We start from the raw sequence: 20,646 nt of genomic DNA, 5'->3' as shown, positions 1-20,646 counted from the left end.
GCCCTCACCTCATCGACGGATGCCTCGCCACCACCGGCCTGATCATGGATGGCTGACCAGATCTCAGACCGACATCACGAATTCAACTTCAGTAGCTCCGCGCCACCGAGCCGGCGGAACCCGGAACGGATCTTCGCCAGGATCGCCGCATTCATGTACAGCGCGCCGTTCTGCCCGCTGATACCGCGAACCTTCCCGGTCAGCGCGTCAAGTGCATCGAAGAAGTCGTATCCGTTGGCAACCGGGCCGGCTCCCTTTGCATCGAGCACCTGTCGGCCGATCAGCCGCTTCCGAAGACCGTCAAGCCCCTTCGGATTCACAGCGGTGTCACCATTGAAGAACTGATCCGAAAAATGCAGCGAAGCGGCCTTGATCTTCAGCGTCTCCTGAATTGCCCGCTGATCGTTGATATTGCCGCGCGTCTGCACGAGAAACTTGTCCACATCGGAGTCGCCGCCGAGAATGGCAAGGGTTTCGATGCGTGAACTCACCGCACCCACACTCTCGGGGTACGCCTCGTTCACGGCACGGAAGGAAACTCCGGGAAGCTCGAATTCCTCGTTGTACCGGTACGCCGTACCCTCGGTCGAGATGAGAGGGAGGCGGTCCAGAATGGGCGACTCCTGGACGAACGTTTCGATCACGCCACGCTGAAGGTCTTCCGTGGAGAGCTTAGCGGATTCGGCGAGGGTAAGGGCCATAATTAAAATCTCCTAGTTTTGCAGGAATTGCTGTTACTTGATTCTGGGAAGGTCATTCCCAGATGTCCGAGTCACCCTCGGACTCCGGCGCCGCGATATTCGGTCACTAAAAGCAGCCCACTCGGGCATATTCTCGCCCCGCCAAAAACGATCAAATTAGCCATCAGAGAAAGACACCTCCCTGCCGGTCAGGGTGGGAACGGGAGGGGGTCACCCCCCTGGGTAAACCCGCAGGTCAGAGCCCTGTCACCGGCTTGACCCGCTCGGCAGCCCATCCGCCCGGTTGGTGGGCGGCCGTCTCCCGGCCGTGACACTGCGTGCACAACGGCCGAAGCCTGTGCCACGCGTCCGGGTCTGCGACGCCGCGGGCAACCAGCGAGCGACGCGACTCGGGGAAGTGGTCGACCACCACAGCGGCGCGAGCGCAAAGCACGCACCAGGGATGCGCGTACAGGTAGGCCCGTCGGATCCAGGCCCAGCGCCGGGAGTCGTAGCCGCGCTCTGCCGCACTACCTCTCTGCTGTTCCGCCTCGCGCTGGTGCTGCGGACAACGACCACCACGGTCGGTCAGCTCGGGGCACCCGGGAACGCTGCACGGGGGGCGGGGTCTGCGGGGCATGGGATACCTCGGATCTACTCGACCAGCAGGAGGGGTAGTTCTAGTTCACTCGTTCGAGTGATTGAGGTGTTCCGGACGATCACGGTGGGCAGTGCTCCGGGCGACAAGAAGCCGCAGAGAGATGAGATAACCATGGATGTAAGTACTGTCACGCTGAAGCAGTTCGAGCGGTGGCTTCTCATGGCCGACTCGCCCGAGGACGGCCTCCCGTTCGCGGACGGCAGGGTCAGCAAGGAGGAGTGGCTCGCCTACGCCCGGAGTGACCAGGGCAGGTTCCGCGACGGACTGTGGAACGAGCAGGAAGCCGCCAAGCTCTTCGATGACCTCGACTCGGACAACTCCGGCTTCCTCGACCGGGAGGACGCCATGGCCGTGGCGGAGCGCGAGTGGGCCGCACGCGAGGCTTCCACCCTCAGGGTCAACAAGCTCAAGGAGCCCTATCCCACCGGAGAGGTGCGGATCATCAACACCAAGCTGGAACAGTCCACTGGCGGTCAGTATCAAGACGGAGTCATCAAGAAGGTTTGGCGGGGTGATGGTGGCGATGACGACTACGGGGTCACGCTGTACCGGCCGACATACGGCAGCGAGGTAACCGTCTACCCCAGGGGCTCAGATCTGGTCGTCGAGGCTACGCGGAACGCCGGCTACGCCAGCGAGGCCAAGGACAACCAGCGTGAAAAGGAACGCAACTCCTGGACAAGCGGGCAGTAGCCTCCCGATCTGACGCATTCCACCAGGGCCCTACCGCCCCGGCACGGACCTCTCAGAGGGTGTTCGATACCGATTTAGGCTGCCGCGAGAGGTTTCGGGCGGAGGTATTGCCCGATTTTGTCGGGGCTGGCGGTCAGGCGGTTGGTCATGGAGTTGACCATGGCCCAGTGGATCATCGAGCGTGACCGGTCCGGCAGTTCCTCGTAGTCGCGGTGGAGCCGCCGGTACCGGGACATGATCCCGAATGTCTGCTCGACCCGCCAGCGGATCGGCTGGACGACGAAGCCCTTCTGCTCCTTGTCGCGGGCGACCACCTCGACGTCGATGGACAGGTCGGCACCGTGCCTGACGACGGCGTTGTTGTAGCCGGCGTCCACCCACACTTTGGTCACGGTGGGCCACTGGGCGGCGAGGGCGTCCAGGACCTGCTTACCGCCCGCGGAGTCCTGTACGCCCGCGGCGGTGACGATCAGGACCAGGATCAGGCCAAGGGTGTCGGTGGCGATGTGGCGCTTGCGGCCCTTGACCCGTTTCCCGCCGTCGTAGCCCTGGCTGTCGGCCGGGGCGTTCGGTGAGGCCTTCACGGACTGGGAGTCGATGACCGCGGCGCTCGGCAGGATCCGGCGGCCAGCTCGGTCAGGCCGTGCACCGCAGCGTCCATCCTGTCGGGGCTGTCCATCCCGGCGACCCAGGTCACCATCTGTCCTTCCAGCTCCGGGTAGTGCCCGACGTGGTGGACCCGGCCCGGCTCGTACAGCTGCGTCACCGGCTCCGCGCGCAGCCGCTTGCCGACCTTGGCGTTGACCTCGACGATCAGCGGCATCAGCTGGCCGTGTGTCTCCCCTTCGCGGGCGAGTTGGTCCCACGCCTGGCTGAGGATCTGCCGGGCCATGTTGCCGCCGTAGTTCGCCTCGACCACGATCGCGTCCGCGCGCAGCTGCAGCGCGAGCCGGCAGGCGGTGAGGCCCCAGTCGTTGGCGCCGAGGGTGTCGGACTCGTCGGCGACGACGTACAGGTGGTCCTGGTAGTCGAGGCCGAGGCCGACGACGCCGGTCTCGTCGTTGAGGGAGCTGTCGCCGCCGGACGGGTCGACGCCCGGCTGCGTGGCGTCCTGCGCGGCTACACCACCGAGCGGACCACCGCCGACGAGGTCCGGGCGAGTGGTATGGGCCCCTACCTCACCGAGCAGTACCGCACCGTGTCCGCACGGCTGGAGTACCCGCGTACCGCGAACGTCGGCATCATCCGGCTCCTCGCCTCGGGCACCCTCGACCTCGCCCCCGAACGGGTCCGGTCCTTCGGCATCAGTGCCGTCAACGACGCCGTCACGTACGCCACCTCACACGGTGGCCCGTTCGACCGCGCAGTCCTCACCCCACCGGCTCGCTGACAAGGGCCGACTGATCTCCACAACCCGGCGCCACGGCCCACCGCCCGTCAGGAGAGCCGAGCCGACGCGTTCAGGTGGCTACTGGGCCAGCACCACGGTGAAGGCGAAGAGGACGACGGCGAGGACGACGGTACACAGCACCGCGGTTCTCACGGGCGTCAGCCGGTCCCGGAACTTCTTCTCCGGCAGGACGCGCAGGCTCGGACTGGTGCTGTGCTTCCACCAGTCGACGACCCGCCGGAAGTCGGCGTCGAAGTCCTCCGACGGGTGGAGGTCGCTGGCCATCACGGTGGACATCCAGTGGCGCCGACCGTCGGTGGTGTGGATCCGGGCCACGCGTGTGGGCGCGCCGCGGCCTTGGATCTCCGACACGTCGATCCAGGAGATCTGTTGCCAGGAGTAGGTGCGGCCACGGCCGAACCCCCAGCAGATGGTGACTCCGTCGGTGCCGACCCTGCTCCAGTACCGCATGGAGAGGAGGCGGCTCGCGGCGGCCAGCACCACGGTCCCGCCGACGAGGAGGACCATGGGGCCGAGGCCGAGGTGGAACTTCAGGTGGCCGGCGACGAGTTCGACCGTGACGACGATGAGCACCGGCCCGAGATCGGACCAGTCCGGGCGGAATCTGTCTTTCCCCCGGAAGATCAGTTCTTTCACACCGCGCACACTACGCCTCCCTCGGCCCGGCCTCGCAGGGGGATGGGTGAACGGCCGTGCGACTCCCGTCAGAGCAGGTCGAATACCGACAAGTCGGCTGGTACCGCACCTGGTTGTGCCGGCTCGCACTGAAACTCGCGCTGAACGAGGACGCTGCTCGGCCTCCCGCCCTCTCCGAGAATCCGCCCCAGGCCCGATCCGCCCGCCGCCGCGGGCGGGCGCGGGTGCAGCTGTAGGACTGCACGACTGCACCCGCGCCCAACGACGGTTCCCCGCGGGCTCCGCGCGCGAGCGTCATCCGCGCGGAGCAGGTGCCCACTGGAGGAGGAATCGCAGCCCCTCGTGGGCCGGGGAGCCGGGAGGGGCGGTGTAGGCGATGAGTTGCTGGTCGGGCCGGGTGTCGACGGTGAACTGCTGGACGTCGAGGGTCAGGGGGCCAGCCAGCGGGTGGACGTAGGTCTTGGTGAGCTGCCGGGGGCCGCGCACCCGGTGGTCGGCCCACCAGGCCCGGAAGTTCGCGTCTCGGGCAGTCAACTCCGCGATCAGGGAGGCAAGTTCACGGTCCTCCGGATGGCGCCCGGCTTCCATGCGCAGCGTGGCGACGCAGTCGCGCGCGGCGCGGGGCCAGTCCGCGTACAGCGCGCGGTAGGCGTCGTCGAGGAAGGTGAGGCGGATCAGGTTGCGCTCCCCGGGGGCGAGTGCGCCGAAGTCGGTGAGCAGGGCAGTGGCCGCGTGGTTCCAGGCCAGGACGTCCAGGCGCCGGTTGAGGACCATGGCGGGGACGTCGTGCATGGTCGCCAGGAGCTGCCGCAGTTGCGGGTCCACGGGTGGGCGGCCGGACGGTGGGGCAGCGGGTGCCGGGGCCGCGTCGGCCAGCGCGAACAGGTAGGCGCGTTCGTCCGGCGCCAGGCGCAGCGCGTCGGCGAGCGCGTCGAGGACCGGCCGGGAGACCGTTCGGGTGCGTCCCTGCTCCAGGCGGACGACGTAGTCGACGCTCACGTGGGCGAGCTGCGCCAGTTCCTCGCGGCGCAGGCCCGGCACCCGCCGCAGCCGTCCGTCGTCGGGGAATCCGGCCCCGTGGGGGTCGAGGGCGGCGCGGCGGGCACGCGGGAAGTCCCCCAGCTCGTTGTCGCGGGAGGGCCGGTCGCGGACGGTCATGGTTCCAGTGTCCGGCACGGGAGCGGCCTCGTGCCTGGTACCGGCGTGCATAGGCAGCTTCCTCCCTGGCACCCCCGCACGCTCCGGCGCCACGGTGGAGGAACGGCCACCGAAGAGAGCCGCCGGAGTCGGCCCCGCGCCGACCCGCCCGTCGCACGACGACCGGAGCAGCACCGTGATCACCGATGTGACCTGCCCCAGCGCCGGCCTGAACCTCGCCGGCCACCTGTACACCCCCGACGACGGCGGCACGGGCGGCCCCCGCCCGGCGATCGTCGTCGGCCACCCCGGCGGCGGGGTGAAGGAGCAGGCCGCCGGCCTGTACGCCCGGCGCCTGGCCGAGCGCGGCTTCGTCACCCTCGCCTTCGACTCCGCGTTCCAAGGCGCGAGCGAGGGCGAGCCGCGCGGCCTGGAGGACCCGGCGCACCGGATCGAGGACCTCAAGGCCGCCGTCTCGTTCCTCACCACCCGCGCCGAGGCCGACCCGGGCCGGACCGGGGCGCTGGGCATCTGCGCCTCCGGCGGCTACGCCCTGGCCGCCGGCTCGACCGACCACCGGATCAGGGCCGTCGCCACCGTCAGCGCCACCGACATGGCCCGTCAGTTCCGCGACGGCGCCGACGGCACCCAGGACCCGGCCGTCTTCCGGGCCATGCTCGAAGGCGCCGCCGCGGCCCGCACCGCCGAGGGCCGGGGCGAGGGCGTCCGGACCTTCCCGATCTCCCCCGCGACCGAGGAGGAGGCCCGCCGCGGCGGCCCGCACGTCCACGACGGCTGGGAGTACTACTGCACGCCCCGCGCCGAACACCCCCGGGCGGCCAAGGCCCTGACCTGGTCCAGCATCGACCGCATCGCGGCCTTCGACGCCTTCGCCTCCCTGCCCCTGCTCGCCCCGCGCCCGCTGCTCATGGTCGCCGGGCGCGAGGCGGTGACCGCCTGGATGAGCGTGCGGGCCTTCCAGCGCTCGACCGGGCCGAAGGAACTGCACTGGATCGACGGCGCCGCGCACGTCGACCTCTATGACAAGGACGAGTACGTCACCCCCGCCGTCGCGAGGCTGACCGACTTCTTCGGCACCCACCTCGCCGCGACCACTGACACCCGCTCAGGACCGGATACGGCACCCGAGGCCTTGCACAGCCGGGGCGGAGCCGACGCCGTGGGCGATCGGTCATGAAGGCTCGGGTTCTCGGGTGCTCGGGTGCTCGGGTGCTCGGGTGCTCGGGTGCCGGGTTCTCGGGTGCCGGGCGCCGGGCGGTCAGTGGTGGCTGACGATGACGGAGATGCCCCAGCCGATCGCCGCGAGCACCACCGCGAAGATCAGTCCCGCCAGGGTGGAGCCGACCGGCCCGGCGGCGGGCCGGAGCGCGGCCGGCTCACCGGCCGCGCCGGACGGGTTGAGCAGGCGCAGGCCGAGGGCGAACAGCGCGGGCAGTCCGGCGCCGGTGAGCAGGCCCACCACGACGATCCTCCACACCGCGTCCAGGTTGATCCAGGAGTTCACGGGCTCACCTCGTCCTTGGCCTTGGCGGGCTCCGGGGCCGCCGAACCGGTCCACGCGGCGTTGACGTTCTCCGGCGTCACGGCCGGATGGCGGGAGGCGGCGAAGAAGGCGACCGACGCCGCCACCAGCGCGCCGACGATCACCACCACACCGGCCGTCCCGCCGATCCCGTTCGCGGCCCAGTAGGCCAGCGCGCCGGCCAGGGCGGAAGCCGGCAGGGTGAGCAGCCAGGCCGTCACCATCCGGCGGGCGAGCTGCCAGCGCACCACGGCGCCGCTCCTACCGATCCCCGAGCCCAGGATCGACCCGGTGGCCACGTGCGTGGTGGAGAGCGAGTAGCCGAAGTCGGTGGAGCAGAGGATCACGGCGGCCGAGGCCGACTCGGCGGCCATCCCCTGCGCCGGTTCGATCTCCACCAGCCCCTTGCCCAGGGCCCGGATCACCCGCCAGCCGCCGATGTAGGTGCCCAGGGCGATCGCCAGCGCGCAGGAGAGGATCACCCAGGCCGGTGCCTTCGCCCCGGCGGGCAGGGTGCCGTTGGCGATCAGGGCGAGGGTGATGGCGCCCATGGTCTTCTGCGCGTCGTTGGTGCCGTGGGCGAGCGAGACCATGGAGGCCGAGCCGATCTGGCCGAGCCGGAAGCCGCGCCCGCGCGGGCCTTCGGGCACGTCGCGGGTGAGGCGGTAGACCAGGAGGGTGCCCACCACGGCCACCCCACCGGCGATGAACGGCGACAGCGCCGCGGGCACGATCACCTTGGAGACCAGCCCCTGCCACTTGACGGCCGAGGCCCCGGCGGCCGCCACCGTCGCCCCGACCACCCCGCCGATCAGCGCGTGCGAGGAACTGGAGGGGATCCCGAGGAACCAGGTGGCCAGGTTCCACAGGATGCTGCCGACCAGACCGGCGCAGACGACCGTCAAGGTCACCTCTCCCGTGGCGACCAGGCCGTTGGCGATGGTCGCCGCCACGGCGGTCGACAGGAACGCGCCCACCAGGTTCAGCACCGCCGACACCGCGACCGCGACGCGCGGCGGCAGGGCGCCGGTGACGATCGAGGTCGCCATCGCGTTGCCGGTGTCGTGGAAGCCGTTGGTGAAGTCGAAGCCCAGCGCCGTGGCGACCATCAGCGCCAGGACCGCGTCGTTGCCGGTCACGGACCCGAACCTAGCCCGCGCACCGGCCGAGGCGGCGGCCGACCCGCCCTGCCCCAGGGCCCGGCACCCGTTCGTCCGGTTGCGGGGCCCTCGGTGCCGATGCTCTCCTGCAAGAGCCGGCCGGCGTGACGATCGGAACCGATGTGCCGTCCCCCGTCGCCGTCCCGCCCCAGGAGGCTGCTGGTCGGCTGGACCGAGACCCGTCCCTGCGAACCCCGAGGCCCTGGTGCCCCGGGTGAAAGCGTTGGCACCCATGGCTGAGCACCCCACCGTCCGCACCGTGACGTACGACCTGCTGCGCACGCTCGGACTCACCACGGTCTTCGGGAATCCGGGCTCCACCGAGGAGCCGTTCCTCCAGGACTTCCCCGCGGACTTCAGCTATGTCCTGGCGCTCCAGGAGGCGTCCGCCCTCGCGATGGCCGACGCCTTCGCCCAGGTCACCGGCCGCCCCGCGCTGGTCAACCTGCACTCCTCGGCCGGCACCGGCAACGCGCTGGGCAACCTGGTGGCGGCCCACCACGGGAACACGCCCCTGATCGTCACCGCCGGCCAGCAGCACCGGGAGCTGGTGATCGGCGAGCCGTACCTCGGCAACCGCGAGGCCACCCAGCTGCCGAAACCCTGGGTGAAGTGGTCCTACGAGCCGGCCTGCGCCGAGGACGTCCCCGAGGCCTTCATGCGTGCCTACGCGCAGGCGCTCCAGCCGCCCGCCGGCCCGGTCTACCTGTCGATCCCGATGGACGACTGGAAGCGGCCGCTGTCCGGCTTCACCCGGGTGCGGACGGTGAGCGAGCGGGTGGCCCCCGACCCCGGGCGGCTGCGCGCCTTCGCCGAGCGCATCACCGCCAGCCGCCGGCCCGCACTCGTCTTCGGGCCCGAGGTCGACCGCGGTGGCGGCTGGGACGCGGCCGTCGCCCTGGCGGAGAGACTGCGCGCCGCCGTCTACGGCGCCCCGCTGGGGGACCGCGTCTCCTTCCCCGAGGACCACCCGCTGTTCGCCGGCCCGCTGGGCATGTCGGTGAAGACCATCAGCGACCGGCTGGCCGGGCACGACCTGGTGGTGGTGATCGGCGCGGAGGTGTTCCGCTACTACCCGTACGTGCCCGGCGACTACCTCCCCCCGGGCACCGGGCTGCTCCAGATCACCGGCGACCCGGAGGCGGCCGCGGCCGCGAGGGTCGGCGACAGTCTGCTCGGCGATCCCCGGCGGGCGATCGAGCTGCTGCTGGACCTGGTCGAGGAGGGTTCGACGCGGACCGCTCCGGAGCCGATGCCGCGGCCCCGCGTGCTGCCGTCCGCTCCGGACCGGCCGCTCACCCCGCCCGAGGTGTACGCCGCCCTGAGCAGGGTCCGCCCGCCGGACGCGGTCTTCGTCAACGAGTCGACCTCGACCATGGCGCAGCAGCTCGAATGGCTGCCCACCACCCGAGCGGGCTCGTTCTTCGCCACGGCCAGCGGGGGCATCGGCTGGGCCGTCCCGGCCGCGGTCGGCGTCGCGCTGGGCGACCGGGACCGGGGAGTGCTGCGCCCGGTGGTCGGCCTGATCGGCGACGGCTCCTTCCAGTACTCCGTGCAGGCCCTCTACACGGCGGCCCGGCACCGCCTCCCGATCGTCTACGTGGTGATGCGCAACCACGAGTACTCGATCCTCAAGTCGTTCGCCCTGCTGGAGGACACCCCCGGGGTGCCCGGGCTCGACCTGCCCGGGCTGGACATCGCCTCGGTGGCCCGCGGCTTCGGCTGCCGCGCCGTCGACGTGGAGACCACCGAGGACCTGGAGCGGGAGTTCACCGCGGCCCTGACCGCCGGCACCCCCACCGTCATCGTCGTTCCCACCCGGCCCCAGCGGGCCGCGCTGTAGCCCGCGCGGCGGGGCCGGGCCGGGCGGCGGGGCCGGGCCGGGCCGGGCGGCGGGAACTCGACAACGCCGTCGCCGGCGAGAGCTACCTCGGCGAGCACCTCGGCGACCAGCGGGGAAAGGTGTCCGACAGCCGGGCACCTTCCCCTTTCGGCACCACGGACCTCTTCGGCCCTCACCGTCGACCACCCCCTGACCACCCCCGAACGATCGCCGCTGCGGGCGGCTGGTGCGCTCGCGGACCGGGGCCGGTGTGCTGTGGGCCAAGTCCGGCACCACCCCTGCGCCTGACGTCTCGTCAGGCGCCCGAACGGGGCGCGGCTGCGACCCCGGCCCGCGCGGAAGCCTCCGCCTGCCGCCCGCACCCGGGCGGCAGGTCGATCCCGTGACAGGAGGCCGTCGAGGTGCCTGCAATACCCGTCGGTGGGCTGGTCCCCCGCGCCGCCGAGGACGCCGTCGAGGACGCCGCCGACGTCGTCGTCCGCAACGCGAAGATCCACACCGGTGACGCCCGCCGCCCCACCAACCCCGGAACCCGCCCGTCCTCCGCCGCCCTTGCCCCCTCGGGTCCGCCCGGGTCACTCCACGGGCAGCCCCGTCAGCATCTCCGGGCACGCCGTCGATCGCCCCCCGGAGGAGCCCGCCCACCCGCGAGGTGTGTGCGAACCAGAAGCCGACGCTGCGTCTCGGGCACGTCCGCGTGGCACATCGTTCGACTTCTTCGGTTCGTCCGTGTTTTGGCTCCGGGCAGCAGGGCACGCGCCGTTCAGGGAGGTCTGGAGCTACAAGCGGAGGACCCAAATGTCAACAGGGACCCTCATCGCAGTCATCGCCATCGTCGTCGTCCTTCTGGTCGTGTGCGCGCTGGTGGCGACGTTCGTCATCCGCCGCCGCCATCTGCAGGAGCGGTTCGGCCCGGAGTACGACCGGACCGCGGAGGCGAAGGACGGCCGTTTCGCCGCCGACCGGGAGCTGCGCAAACGCGAGTCGCGCCACGACTCGCTGAACATCAAACCGCTGTCACCGGGTGCCCGTGACCGGTACGCCAAGGACTGGGCACGGGTGCAGGAACAGTTCGTCGACCGGCCCGACGACACGGTGCACGAGGCGGACCGGCTCGTCACCACGCTCATGAGCGAGCGCGGATACCCGACCGAGGGGTACGAGCAGCAGCTCAAGGACCTTTCTGTCGAACACGGGAGCGTGCTGACGCACTTCCGGTCCGCTCACGAGGTCAACGACCGCAGCAGCCGCCACCAGGCGACCACGGAAGAACTGCGAGGCGCCATGGTGCACTACCGCACCCTGTTCGAGGAACTGCTCCACAACGGTGACCGTCCGCAGGGCAGCCGTGCGTGAGCCCCGGACCGGCGAGTTGAGCTGACGGGACGCACCCGGCGACGGCCGCCGACCGGAACTGCCGAGAGGGAAGTGAAGAGATGCACAGCCGAGCAACATCCGAACCGCGCGAGGGCGGCCTGTCCACGGAGGATCTGGCCGGCGCCCGACAGGACACCGACGAACAGAGCGATACCTCCGGGGCGGATTCGCCACCGGCGTTCCCCGGGGAAGCCACCACCGAACAGCGGAGCGGTGAGCAGGAGTTCACGCTCGAAGGCCGCGACCGCGAGCAGAACTACGGGCAGGAACGCGGACAGGAAGAGGAGCAGGAAAGGGGCTACACCCAGGCATCCGAGCCATCCGAGCGCACCGAGGACCCGGAAGCCGCCGAGAACGAACCCCTGCTGGGCGGGCAGCAGGAGGAGTTCCGCTCCCGGTGGCAGAAGATCCAGGGCGAATTCGTCGACGACCCGCGCCATGCCGTGTCCGCGGCCGATAACCTGGTCGCCGAGGCGATGCAGGCACTCGCCACCACCTTCTCCGCGCACAAGCAGGACCTCGAAGGCCAGTGGCACCGCGGCGACGAGGTGCCGACCGAAGAACTGCGCGTCGCGCTCCAGCGCTACCGCTCGTTCTTCAACCGCCTGCTCAACACCTGAAGCAACGGGGCCGAAGCCACGCCCCCGACCTGCGATGATCGAGTTCCATTCGGTCCTCGCCCAAGAAAACCGAACAGGTTCTTCGGGCCTCCTGCGAACTTCAGGAGGCCTGCTGGTGGACCGGACCGGGCTCGCCCCGGGCCCGTTCCCGTCCGAGGACGGCTTCGAGCCCTTGCTCGCGCTCTCCGCGGCACGCCTCGGCACCCTGTTCTCCGCCCGTGCCGATGGTGGCCCGCACCAGGGCGAGGGTGTCCGGGTCGCGGTGCGGCTCAAGGACGCCACCGGACTCGCGGTCGCCGCCGAACTCAACGGCCGCCCATGCAAAACGCTCGGCTGGGAAACCCCAGCCGAGCGCCTGCATAAACTCATCGCGGCCTGATCAAACCGACCACGTGTTGCAACGACCCCTAGAAACCGCCGACCGGTCAGGGGGCATCGGCGCTCGTGCGCAGGTGGGTGGGTGGGCGGGCGGTGTGTCAGGTGGCGATGGTGGCGACGGGTTCGAGGCCGTAGGTTCGGGCGTAGCCGTTCTCGGTGCCGACGAGGAGGTCGACGACCTCGAAGTAGCGGTCCCAGAAGGGGGTTTCGCGCAGTGCGTCGACGAGGAGCTGGTAGGCGTGGTGGTCGTCGGCCTCCCACACCCAGACGTCGGTGACACGAGCGGAGTAGAACTCCGTGTCGTAGAAGCGTGACCGGACGCCGGTGGTCTTGGCCTTGATGGCCGGCAGGACCTGGGTGGTGAAGGCGTCCACGCGTTCCTTGACGGTCAGCGCGAGCCACTCGGGCGTGGTCTTGACCAGCATGAACGCCGTGACCGGCGGTTCGGACATTTCAGCGGACATCGGGGTGCCTCCAAAGCGGCAGGTGGGTAGTGGTCTTGGTTCGCCGGGCTCCGTGCTGCCCCGGCGCCGGGTGCTGGACTTCAGGAGAGGACCGCGGGCTTGAGGGTCCGGGCGCACCACTGCTCGAAGCCGGTGGAGGAGGCGGTGTCCGGGGTACGGGCGACGCCGGCGTCGAGGCCCTCGTCCTTGGCCCGCTTCATGTCGACCACGCCCTGGGCGAACGCCTCGTTGAGGCCGTAGCCGACGAGGGTGGTGTACAGCTCGTCGAACGACTGGCGTTCGTAGCGGACGGGGCGGCCGAACTGCTCGGTCATGATGCGGGCCAGGTCGTTCGGGGACAGGTCCCGCGGCCCCAGGACCGGGACGCTGCCGGTGCCGGTCCACGAGCGGTCCAGCAACAGGCCGGCTGCGGCCGCCGCGATGTCGGCGACGGCCACGAACGGGGCCTTGCGGTCGGCGTCGACGGAGTCGGTGAAGACGCCCTTCTCGCGGATCGAGTTGGCTTCCTCCAGGAGGTTCTCGAAGAAGGACGGGTTGGCCAGGGCCCGGTAGGCGACGCCGGTGCCGGCGATCAGGTCGTCCATGGCGAGGGAGGCGGTGACGAGGCCGGCCCGGTCGGCGAGCGGGGTGCCGCGGCCGAGCGCGGAGACGCCGACGACGTGGCCGACGCCGTGGGCGACGAGCGCCTCGGTGGCGGGGTGGGTGAAACCGCTGTAGGCGTCGTACGGGGTCAGGGAGGCGTCCGGGGGGACGAGCCAGAAGACCGCGTCCGCGCCCTCGAAGGCCCGGTCGAGGACCTCGGCGTCCGCGTGCGAGCCGGTGACGACCTCGACGCGTCCGCGCGCCGCGTCCGGAAGCCGGGCGGGATCGCGCACGATCACGCGCAGTTCCTCGCCCGCGGCGGGGGCGGACTCCAGGAGCCAGGAGAGCAGGTGGCGGCCGATGTTCCCGGTGGGACCAGTGATGACGATCATGAAAACCTCGTAGCTGGTGCTGGTTTCGGTACGCCCTCATCCTGCTGAGGTCCGCCGTGCTGCCACAATGGGAACTTCAGCACGGAATCATTGACTGAAATGGAATGATGCTGGTGAGCAGCCCGGATCCGGTCATCGACGCCAATCTCGCCATCGCTCTGGATGCCTTGCTGGCCGAGCACAGCGTGACCCGCGCCGCCGCACGACTGCACACCTCGCCCGCCGCCATGAGCCGCACCCTGGCCCGGCTGCGCCGCATCCTCCAGGACCCCCTCCTGGTCCGGGCCGGACAGACCATGGTTCCCACCCCGCGCGCCCAGGCCCTGCGCGAGGAAGCCGCCACAGTGGTGCGCAGCCTCGGCGCGCTGCTCAGTCCCGGCACGAGCGTCGACCCCGCCGGCCTCCGCAACACCTTCACCCTCCAGGCCGCCGACCTGGTCGGCGCGGCGCTGGCGCCCGGGCTGCTGCGACTGGCCCAGCGGGAGGCGCCGGGGGTCTCGTTCCGGATCCGGGCCGAAGACCTGGAGGCCGGGCCCGCCCTGCGCGACGGCCGGATCGACCTGGAGGTCGGATCCATCGACCACGTGGACCCCGAAACCCAGGTCGAAGAACTGGTCAGCCTCCGCATGGTCGCGGCCGTCCGGCCCGGCCATCCGCTCACCGAAGGACCGCTGACCCCGGCCCGGCTCGCTGCCGCCCACCACGCCGCGGTCAGCCGCCGCGGCCGGTTCACCGGCCCCCTCGACGCCGCCCTGGCCGAGCAGGACCTCCACCGGCGGGTCAGCGTCGTCCTCCCCAGCCACCTGGCCGCGATGACCCTCGCCACCCGCAGCGACCTCGTCTGCCTCGTACCCGCCGCACTCCCCGGCGCCGCTCCCTCGCCCCTCACCCACGACGCCGGCGCCCTCGGACTGCACCTCCTCGACATCCCCCTGGCCCTGCCGCCCCTGACCATCGGCATGGCCTGGCACCCCCGGCACACGGCCGACGGGGCCCACCGCTGGCTCCGCGACACCGTCCGCCGGGTCCTCCGCACGCCGGCGGCAGCTTCTGAGCCCACCGCGGCGGACGGGATCGGCCCCGCATAGGACGACGCCGCACCGGCCCGCGATGCTCCAAGGGGCGGACCCGAGCTGAGAGGCCATCAGCACATCCCCACCACATAGCACGCTTTCGGCGGTTCGTCCCAGCTCAGGGGCTTGATCGACCATCCGGGGTCAGCAAAACGTCAGCAGGACGCCCGGGGAGCGAGATCGATCATGGCAACCACCAGCCTCATCCGCGGCATGGGTTCCTTCTTCAAGGAGTGCGAGCACCCCGGGTCCCGGTGGCCCCGGTGCCCGCGCGAGTACAAGATCCGGTACCGCAACGCGGCCGGAAGGCAGGCGGAGGAGTCCGGGTTCACCACGCAGGACAAGGCCAAGGCCCGGCTCGCCGAGGTCTACCAGGCCCGGAAGAACGCTCCGCAAAGCCGGCGCAAGGCGGAACGGATCCGGAAGTACAGCCCGATGCAGGTCGGGGACTACGTCGAGGAGTGGAAGGCCCACCAGCGCGACCTCAGCCCCGCGTCGCTCCGGCACCTCGAATCTCTGCTTGAGCACCATCTCCACCCCGCCTTCCACAGCTGTCGGATGGACACGTTCGACCACAGGGTCGTCGAGGCCTTCACACTCCTCGCCAGCCTCACGGACCTCCTGCACCCGCAAGACTGACGCACCATCACGATCCCAGGCGGCCGAACACCAAGATCACCGACAGAGCCAAGCTCAGAATGCCGCAGCTGATTACCCAAAGAGTCTCACCCGGACCTTCCTGCCGGGATACGCTGAGGAAAGGTCGGGAGATCCCGAACTTCCTGCACGACAGCGCGAGGGGGAAGAGCATGGCGTCACCTGCCGCAATTTCCGAGATGGTGGTCATCAAGAGCGATGGGACTCAGACCAGTCCCATGCGCCAGCCGCAAGCCCAGTCCTACCTGGAAAACGTCCTCAATGAGGCAGGCATGGGGAACAGGCTCGCAAACCTGAAGCAGTCCCTGAACCAGGCATTTGACGGCCAGGGAAAGCCCACCGGATCGCACAAGTTCAACAATCAGCCGGTCCTGCACGCCAGTTCGGGTAACGGGCAGCAGAGTGTCACCCTTTTCTTCTATGCGAACGGCAGCAAGCTGATGCTGTTCGCCATGGGGGAGCACGTGTCGAGCACGCAGTACAGGATCAGTATTTACGGGCAGCAAGGCACGGATTTCGCGAAGGGCAAAGTCATCTCCGTCTGATCCTGCGACCTGTGGCCGAGCCCCGCGGTCGGCTCGGCCACAGGCAGCCAGGTCGGTACACCTTCCCCACGTGGCGGCCCGCTCGTCGCAGCGGGCGGACCTCAACGGTCGCACGCAGGGAAGGTTGCCAACGGAGGGCCAGCCGCTGACCTCGTGGGGCTGCACCTACGGCTCGGCTCCCAGGTAGAACCTCCAGACAATCAAGTCCGCTGCTCCGTTCGGAGAGGTCTTCTGAAAAACCCATCCCTTCTTGAGTGGCACGGTCGCTACTTCCCAGGCGTCAAGGCCGATGTTGAACAGCTCATTTCCGCCGAACCAGGCGTTGATGAACTGCTTCTTGTTGGATTCGTTCCCGACCGTGGTGATCATGTCGGCGTCAACGGAGACCGAGTATGACGTTTGTGACCACCTGACTGGTGACGTCGTTCACCTTGAGCTTCCCGCCGTCCAGCACGGTGACGTTGCCGGTGACGACGAGGTCTCCAACGATTTCTACCTTGCCCGTGTGGAAGGTGGCGCCGTCGGGGGTGATGGTGGCGCCGCGGGGTTTGGTGGTGATCTGGAAGGAGCGGATGGCGATTCGGGTGCTGCGTGAGATCAGAATTCTCAGGCGCATGTAGCGGGTGGTTCGGGCTGTGGTGCCGCGATACTCCGATTGATATGCCACGACGGGTGCGTAATGGGTCCAGTTGGTGCCGTCTGTTGACGATTCCAGGTTGCAGTCGGGCAGGGTGAAGCTGCCGTCGGGTTTGCCGAGATAGATGTCGATCTTGGTGATGTCGCGTTGGCTGCCGAGGTCGATCTGGATCCAGTCGTTGAACTCGGGGGTGCGTGCGCTCCAGTAGTACGTGTCCAGGTTCCCGTCGGTCATATCGGACGGGAGGCGTCGGGTGCCGTCCGGGTCGGTGGTGAAGCCCAGGTTGGTGGTCGCGGCGCAGTTCGTCGTCCGACAGCCAGCAGTCCTCGTGGACGAACATGACCGAGAAGTAGGTACTCTCCGCCGGTAACAGCGGGTGGCTGAAAGGACCGCCGCCGTTGTGGGTTGCGGCCCTTGCCGTGACTGGTCAGCGACCACGGCCCCTGCCGGAGATCGCCGTGACCACCGTGGCGTTCCTCGTGCACCGCGGCGGGGCGGCCATGGGACCCGACCGCGTACAGCTCACCCGTGCACTGGTGCCCACCGGCGGACAGGAGCAGGCTTGAGAGGCGGCTCGCGCAGGCCCCGCCACCGGGCACGTGGAGAGGGCCCCACGCGTCTCCGAGCCCGCCGACTCCTTGGAGGTCCCCCGTGACCGATCCTCCTGTCCCCCACCCGGCCGGCCCGATCGTGGTCGGCACGGACGGCTCGACCCCAGCCCGGCACGCTGTGACCTTCGCCCTGCGCGAGGCCCAGCTGCGCGGTACAGGCCTGCGGGCCGTCTGCGCGTACGAGTACACCCCGACCCAGCACTCCGGCTTCGAACGGACGGTCGACTCCGGTCCGATCCCCCAGCAGCGCGATCTCGTCACGCAGGCCGTGGCGGACTCGGTCGAGGAACTGCAGCAACAGCTCGGTGGGCCATCCGTGGAGGTGGAGATCGTCTGCGAACGCGGCCGCCCTGCGCAGGTCCTCCTCGAGGCGAGCAAGGACGCCAGCCTGCTCGTGGTCGGCTCCCGAGGGTCGGGTGCCTGGGGCCGACTCACCCTCGGGTCGACGAGCACCGAGGTCGTCCACCACGCCGGCCTTCCCGTGGTCGTCGTGCCGGCGGAGCACGGCACCGCACGTTCGTGACCGTCGACTTCAGCCGCCCTCTGAGCCGGGTCAGGTGAGGACGACAGGCTGGCGGTAGTCGCCGAGCAGGCGCACCGTCGCTCCGCGGTCGGCGGCGATCTGGACGAGGTTGTCCAGGTTGAGGGGTCCTGACCAACGGCATCCTCCACACCCGGCCCGCCGGCTCCAGGCCCGCTGGCTTCAGAGGTGGACGGGCAGGTGGCGGGGTCCGCGGAGCATGGCGTTCTGCCGGTAGGGGGGCGGGTCCTGGACCAGGCGTGCCGGGCCGAGGCGAGGGATCAGCGCACCGAGCGCGGCCTCGGCTTCGATGCGGGCGAGTGGTGCGCCGTAGCACAGGTGAATACCGCTGCCGAAGCCGAGGTGTTGGTTGTCCGGGCGGGTGGGGTCGAACCGGTCCGGCGCGTAGAACCGCTTGGGGTCGCGGTTGCCCGAGGCCAGCGCGAGCACGACGGTGGCGCCTTGGGGGACGGTGGTGCCGCCGACGTCGATGTCGGCGAGGGGGATGCGCTCGCGCATGTGGACCGGGGGTTCGTAGCGCAGCAGTTCCTCCACCGCTCGCGGCAGCAGTTCCGGTTCGCGACGCAGCTGGTCCAGCTGCTCGGGCTGACGCAGTAGGGTGAGCACCCCGTTGGCGATCAGGTTCACCGTGGTCTCGTGTCCGGCGATGAGCAGCAGCACGGCGGTTTCCGCGAGTTCCTCCTGGGTGAGCCGCAGGGCCGGGTCCGGTTCGTTGACGAAGGCGGAGAGCATGTCGTCGCTCGGATTGCCACGGCGCTTCTCGGCGAGGCCCGCCAGGTACCGGCCCATCTCGCCCCGCGCCTGTTCGCCCGCCTGGTCGCCCGCCTCGTCCCGCTCGGAGGAGTCCTCTTCGGGCCGGACGTCGGCGGACGCGACGATCGCGTCGGACCACGCCCTGAAGAGCGGCTCGTCCTCGCGCGGCACGCCGAGCAGGCGGCAGATCACCGTGACGGGCAGCGGGTAGGCGAGGTCGTCGACGATGTCGATCCGGCCGCCCGCCTGGAACGGCTCCATCAGTTCCCCGGTGAGCCGGACGATCTCGCCGCGCATGGCATCGACCCGGCACGGGCTGTGCGGGGGGCCGAACGGCCGCATGGCCAAGGTGCGCAGTCTGTGGTGCTCCGGGTCGTCGAGCCGCAGGAACGGCGGCTTGTGCGTCGTCTCGCCACAGGTGCGGGGATCGACGCTCATCCGTGGATCGTGGAGCAGGGCGGCGACCTCGTGGTAGGTGCCGATCAGGTAGCTGCCGTCTGCCTGCCGCACGACGGGACCGGCCTCGCGGAGTTCCGCGTACAGCGGGTAGGGGTTGGGGCGGTTCGCGTAGTCGGTGATCCGTGCCAGCAAGGTGTCGGAGTCCATGGTGGCTCCTCGTCGTTGGGCGGGACGTGGGTCAGCCGCGGGGCTGCACCACGGTCAGTCGACGGTCGGGCAGGTATCCGGTGAGCGCCACGGTGGGGCCGTGGGACAGCCCCTTCGGATCCGGTACGTCGGACGGAATCGGGATGTCCGCCGCGAGCGCGCGGTCCGCCGCGCCGGGCGGGGGCGGGAACGGCGCAGCCGTCTCGATCAGGTGCCGGTAGTAGTCGAGCGACTTGGCCATGTCGACGGTGACCGCCGCGGTGACCCGCCCCTGGTAGCCGTAGACCATCGCCAGACGGCGCGCCTCCAGAGAACCCTGGGCGATGACCACGTGGTCGGAGAAGGTGGGCACGCCCACCGACTTGATGTTGAGCCCGAACTGGGTCGACCAGAACGTCGGCAGGGCGAGGTGCGGGCGCCGCAGGGGCCCTGGACTGACCATGTTGTGGGCCGCCACCCCGGCCTGTTCGACCGCGTTCCCCCAGTGTTCGAGGGAGAGCATCTGGTAACCGAACAGCGGGTGGGGGAAGCGGGAGACGTCGCCGGCGACGAAGACGTCGTCAGTGACGATTCCGTACATGTTGAAGGCGCGGCACCCGGCGTCGCAGGCGATTCCGCGCGGGCCCGCCGCCAGTCCGGAATCCGCCAACCACTCGACGTTGCGGACCGCCCCCAGCGCCACGACGCACACGTCCGCCTCGACGCGGCTGCCGTCGGACAGCTCCGCGCCGGTGAAGCGGCCGCCGTCGTCCCCGCGCAGGGCGGTGACCGTCACGCCGGTGCGCAGGTCCACACCGTGGTTGCGCTGCATGGCGGCCGCGAGTTTCGCCAGGGTGCCGCCGAGCGCGCCCACCAGAGGTGCGGGACCGCGTTCGGCGACGGTGACGTCCAGTCCGCGTTCCCGGCAGGCCGAGGCGATCTCCGAACCGGTGAAGCCGCCGCCGATCACCAGCACCCGCCGTGGCCCGGCGGCCAACCGCTCGGCCAAACCGCCGGCGTCCTCGCGGGTACGCAGGGTGAACACCCCGTCCAGGGCGGCCTCCTGCGGATCGGGCCAGGGACGCGCCCGGGTCCCGGTGGCGATCAGCAACCGGTCGTACGGCAGCGACTCGCCATCGGCCAGCATCACCCGCTTCCCCAGGGGGTCCAGGCCGGTGGCGCGTACGCCCAACCGCCACTCGGCGTCCGGATCCCGGCGCATCGGCAGCCCGGTGGAGTCCGCCGCAGCGTGGCCCAGCAGCACCTGCTTGGACAGCGGCGGCCGGTCGTAGGGCGGATGAGGCTCGTCGCCGACCACGGTCAGTGAGCCGGTGAAGCCCTCCTCCCGCAGCGCCTCCGCGGCCCGCAACCCGGCCAGCGACGCGCCGACGACAACGATCCGGCCCTCGCTCTGGTCACCGGCCATCAGCGCTCACCTCCTCACCGAGGAGGATGGCCTGGACCGGGCACGCCGCCGCGGCCTGGCGCACGCGCTCGACCTGGTCGTCGGGGACAGCCGGGGCGTACAGCAGTCCCTCCTCGCCGTGCAGCTGGAACACTTTCGGCGCGAGGAACACGCACTGTGCGTAGCCCTGGCAACGCGTGAGGTCCACAACGGTCTGCATCCCCACCACTTCCTCTGCCGCCGTACCCCCTCTCTTCCAGCA

25 protein-coding genes are annotated in these 20,646 nt (G+C 70.3%); 10 read left to right on the top strand and 15 right to left on the bottom strand.

Going from position 1 to position 20,646, the window contains the following annotated elements; translation table 11 throughout:
* Positions 1-74: 74 nt before the first annotated feature.
* Positions 75-701, bottom strand: a complete 627-nt coding sequence (locus tag ACIOGZ_RS25305) for a major capsid protein (RefSeq protein ID WP_400987407.1) — start codon at positions 699-701, stop codon at positions 75-77.
* 676 nt (positions 702-1,377) lie between these two features.
* On the opposite strand from ACIOGZ_RS25305, the gene ACIOGZ_RS25300 reads away from it, so the two are divergent.
* A complete protein-coding gene (locus ACIOGZ_RS25300) occupies positions 1,378-2,034 on the top strand; it encodes a hypothetical protein (protein ID WP_400987405.1) in 657 nt (218 codons plus the stop codon).
* 74 nt (positions 2,035-2,108) lie between these two features.
* Here ACIOGZ_RS25300 and ACIOGZ_RS25295 read toward each other — a convergent pair whose 3' ends face one another.
* The 4 genes from ACIOGZ_RS25295 to ACIOGZ_RS25280 form a co-directional block, all read right to left on the bottom strand.
* On the bottom strand, positions 2,109-2,618 hold the full coding sequence (locus ACIOGZ_RS25295; protein ID WP_400987403.1) for a transposase: 510 nt from the start codon (positions 2,616-2,618) through the stop codon (positions 2,109-2,111).
* Entirely contained in the window at positions 2,615-3,223 is a 609-nt protein-coding gene (locus tag ACIOGZ_RS25290) for a hypothetical protein (RefSeq protein ID WP_400987416.1), read from the bottom strand. The genes ACIOGZ_RS25295 and ACIOGZ_RS25290 overlap by 4 nt, the downstream gene beginning before the upstream one ends.
* 279 nt (positions 3,224-3,502) lie before the next feature.
* On the bottom strand, positions 3,503-4,081 hold the full coding sequence (locus ACIOGZ_RS25285) for a hypothetical protein (RefSeq protein ID WP_363586223.1): 579 nt from the start codon (positions 4,079-4,081) through the stop codon (positions 3,503-3,505).
* Between the two features lie 294 nt (positions 4,082-4,375).
* The gene (locus ACIOGZ_RS25280; protein ID WP_400987401.1) at positions 4,376-5,239 is read right to left on the bottom strand and encodes a helix-turn-helix transcriptional regulator; all 864 of its coding nucleotides are present in this window, start codon (positions 5,237-5,239) and stop codon (positions 4,376-4,378) included.
* A gap of 175 nt (positions 5,240-5,414) precedes the next feature.
* Here ACIOGZ_RS25280 and ACIOGZ_RS25275 point away from each other — a divergent pair, with 175 nt between their 5' ends.
* The gene (locus tag ACIOGZ_RS25275; protein WP_400987399.1) at positions 5,415-6,416 is read left to right on the top strand and encodes an alpha/beta hydrolase; all 1,002 of its coding nucleotides are present in this window, start codon (positions 5,415-5,417) and stop codon (positions 6,414-6,416) included.
* A gap of 81 nt (positions 6,417-6,497) precedes the next feature.
* Here ACIOGZ_RS25275 and ACIOGZ_RS25270 read toward each other — a convergent pair whose 3' ends face one another.
* Both ACIOGZ_RS25270 and ACIOGZ_RS25265 read right to left on the bottom strand, forming a co-directional pair.
* The gene (locus ACIOGZ_RS25270) at positions 6,498-6,743 is read right to left on the bottom strand and encodes a hypothetical protein (protein WP_363586220.1); all 246 of its coding nucleotides are present in this window, start codon (positions 6,741-6,743) and stop codon (positions 6,498-6,500) included.
* Positions 6,740-7,900: an anion permease gene (locus ACIOGZ_RS25265; protein ID WP_400987397.1), complete on the bottom strand. Its 1,161-nt coding sequence runs from the start codon at positions 7,898-7,900 to the stop codon at positions 6,740-6,742. The genes ACIOGZ_RS25270 and ACIOGZ_RS25265 overlap by 4 nt, the downstream gene beginning before the upstream one ends.
* 253 nt (positions 7,901-8,153) lie before the next feature.
* On the opposite strand from ACIOGZ_RS25265, the gene mdlC reads away from it, so the two are divergent.
* The 4 genes from mdlC to ACIOGZ_RS25245 all read left to right on the top strand — a co-directional run bounded on the left by mdlC (position 8,154) and on the right by ACIOGZ_RS25245 (position 12,140).
* Positions 8,154-9,764 (top strand): benzoylformate decarboxylase, encoded by a 1,611-nt coding sequence (gene mdlC / locus ACIOGZ_RS25260; protein WP_400987395.1) that lies wholly within the window; start codon positions 8,154-8,156, stop codon positions 9,762-9,764.
* 798 nt (positions 9,765-10,562) lie between these two features.
* Positions 10,563-11,120: a hypothetical protein gene (locus ACIOGZ_RS25255; RefSeq protein WP_363586218.1), complete on the top strand. Its 558-nt coding sequence runs from the start codon at positions 10,563-10,565 to the stop codon at positions 11,118-11,120.
* Between the two features lie 80 nt (positions 11,121-11,200).
* Complete coding sequence (locus tag ACIOGZ_RS25250; RefSeq protein ID WP_400987393.1) at positions 11,201-11,761, top strand: hypothetical protein; 561 nt, start codon at positions 11,201-11,203, stop codon at positions 11,759-11,761.
* Positions 11,762-11,876: 115 nt separating this feature from the next.
* The gene (locus ACIOGZ_RS25245) at positions 11,877-12,140 is read left to right on the top strand and encodes a hypothetical protein (protein WP_400987418.1); all 264 of its coding nucleotides are present in this window, start codon (positions 11,877-11,879) and stop codon (positions 12,138-12,140) included.
* A gap of 97 nt (positions 12,141-12,237) precedes the next feature.
* Here the strand turns inward: ACIOGZ_RS25245 and ACIOGZ_RS25240 are convergent, their stop codons facing one another.
* The gene (locus tag ACIOGZ_RS25240) at positions 12,238-12,603 is read right to left on the bottom strand and encodes a darcynin family protein (RefSeq protein ID WP_363631821.1); all 366 of its coding nucleotides are present in this window, start codon (positions 12,601-12,603) and stop codon (positions 12,238-12,240) included.
* Positions 12,604-12,683: 80 nt separating this feature from the next.
* Positions 12,684-13,577 carry an NAD(P)H-binding protein gene (locus tag ACIOGZ_RS25235; protein WP_400987391.1) on the bottom strand — a complete coding sequence of 298 codons (894 nt, stop codon included), beginning with the start codon at positions 13,575-13,577 and terminating at the stop codon, positions 12,684-12,686.
* A gap of 104 nt (positions 13,578-13,681) precedes the next feature.
* Here ACIOGZ_RS25235 and ACIOGZ_RS25230 point away from each other — a divergent pair, with 104 nt between their 5' ends.
* Together ACIOGZ_RS25230 and ACIOGZ_RS25225 are read left to right on the top strand one after the other, a co-directional pair.
* Positions 13,682-14,665, top strand: coding sequence for a LysR family transcriptional regulator (locus tag ACIOGZ_RS25230; RefSeq protein WP_363586214.1), 984 nt, complete (start codon positions 13,682-13,684; stop codon positions 14,663-14,665).
* A 171-nt stretch (positions 14,666-14,836) separates the two neighbouring features.
* Positions 14,837-15,289, top strand: coding sequence for a hypothetical protein (locus tag ACIOGZ_RS25225; protein WP_400987389.1), 453 nt, complete (start codon positions 14,837-14,839; stop codon positions 15,287-15,289).
* Between the two features lie 7 nt (positions 15,290-15,296).
* Here the strand turns inward: ACIOGZ_RS25225 and ACIOGZ_RS25220 are convergent, their stop codons facing one another.
* Complete coding sequence (locus tag ACIOGZ_RS25220; protein WP_363586212.1) at positions 15,297-15,497, bottom strand: hypothetical protein; 201 nt, start codon at positions 15,495-15,497, stop codon at positions 15,297-15,299.
* Here ACIOGZ_RS25220 and ACIOGZ_RS25215 point away from each other — a divergent pair.
* A complete protein-coding gene (locus ACIOGZ_RS25215) occupies positions 15,487-15,852 on the top strand; it encodes a hypothetical protein (RefSeq protein ID WP_363586211.1) in 366 nt (121 codons plus the stop codon). The two genes, ACIOGZ_RS25220 and ACIOGZ_RS25215, sit on opposite strands and share 11 nt — an antisense overlap.
* A 165-nt stretch (positions 15,853-16,017) precedes the next feature.
* On the opposite strand, the gene ACIOGZ_RS25210 is transcribed toward ACIOGZ_RS25215, so the two are convergent.
* Both ACIOGZ_RS25210 and ACIOGZ_RS25205 read right to left on the bottom strand, forming a co-directional pair.
* Positions 16,018-16,221 carry a hypothetical protein gene (locus ACIOGZ_RS25210; protein ID WP_400987387.1) on the bottom strand — a complete coding sequence of 68 codons (204 nt, stop codon included), beginning with the start codon at positions 16,219-16,221 and terminating at the stop codon, positions 16,018-16,020.
* A gap of 7 nt (positions 16,222-16,228) precedes the next feature.
* Positions 16,229-16,723, bottom strand: coding sequence for a discoidin domain-containing protein (locus ACIOGZ_RS25205; protein WP_400987385.1), 495 nt, complete (start codon positions 16,721-16,723; stop codon positions 16,229-16,231).
* Between the two features lie 417 nt (positions 16,724-17,140).
* Between ACIOGZ_RS25205 and ACIOGZ_RS25200 the strand changes: the two genes are divergently transcribed.
* Positions 17,141-17,623: a universal stress protein gene (locus ACIOGZ_RS25200; protein WP_363631831.1), complete on the top strand. Its 483-nt coding sequence runs from the start codon at positions 17,141-17,143 to the stop codon at positions 17,621-17,623.
* 180 nt (positions 17,624-17,803) lie between these two features.
* On the opposite strand, the gene ACIOGZ_RS25195 is transcribed toward ACIOGZ_RS25200, so the two are convergent.
* From ACIOGZ_RS25195 to ACIOGZ_RS25185, 3 genes are read right to left on the bottom strand one after another with little or no spacing between them, the layout of a single operon-like run.
* The gene (locus ACIOGZ_RS25195) at positions 17,804-19,000 is read right to left on the bottom strand and encodes a cytochrome P450 (protein ID WP_400987383.1); all 1,197 of its coding nucleotides are present in this window, start codon (positions 18,998-19,000) and stop codon (positions 17,804-17,806) included.
* A 31-nt stretch (positions 19,001-19,031) separates the two neighbouring features.
* Positions 19,032-20,405, bottom strand: a complete 1,374-nt coding sequence (locus ACIOGZ_RS25190; protein ID WP_363586206.1) for an FAD-dependent oxidoreductase — start codon at positions 20,403-20,405, stop codon at positions 19,032-19,034.
* Positions 20,395-20,604, bottom strand: a complete 210-nt coding sequence (locus ACIOGZ_RS25185; RefSeq protein ID WP_363586205.1) for a ferredoxin — start codon at positions 20,602-20,604, stop codon at positions 20,395-20,397. The genes ACIOGZ_RS25190 and ACIOGZ_RS25185 overlap by 11 nt, the downstream gene beginning before the upstream one ends.
* Positions 20,605-20,646: the final 42 nt, after the last annotated feature.

The sequence above is a fragment of the Kitasatospora sp. NPDC088160 genome (assembly GCF_044741445.1).
GTDB lineage: Bacteria > Actinomycetota > Actinomycetes > Streptomycetales > Streptomycetaceae > Kitasatospora.
The sequence above is the reverse complement of the archived record's forward strand: the minus strand, read 5'-3'. Positions and strand labels throughout refer to the sequence as shown.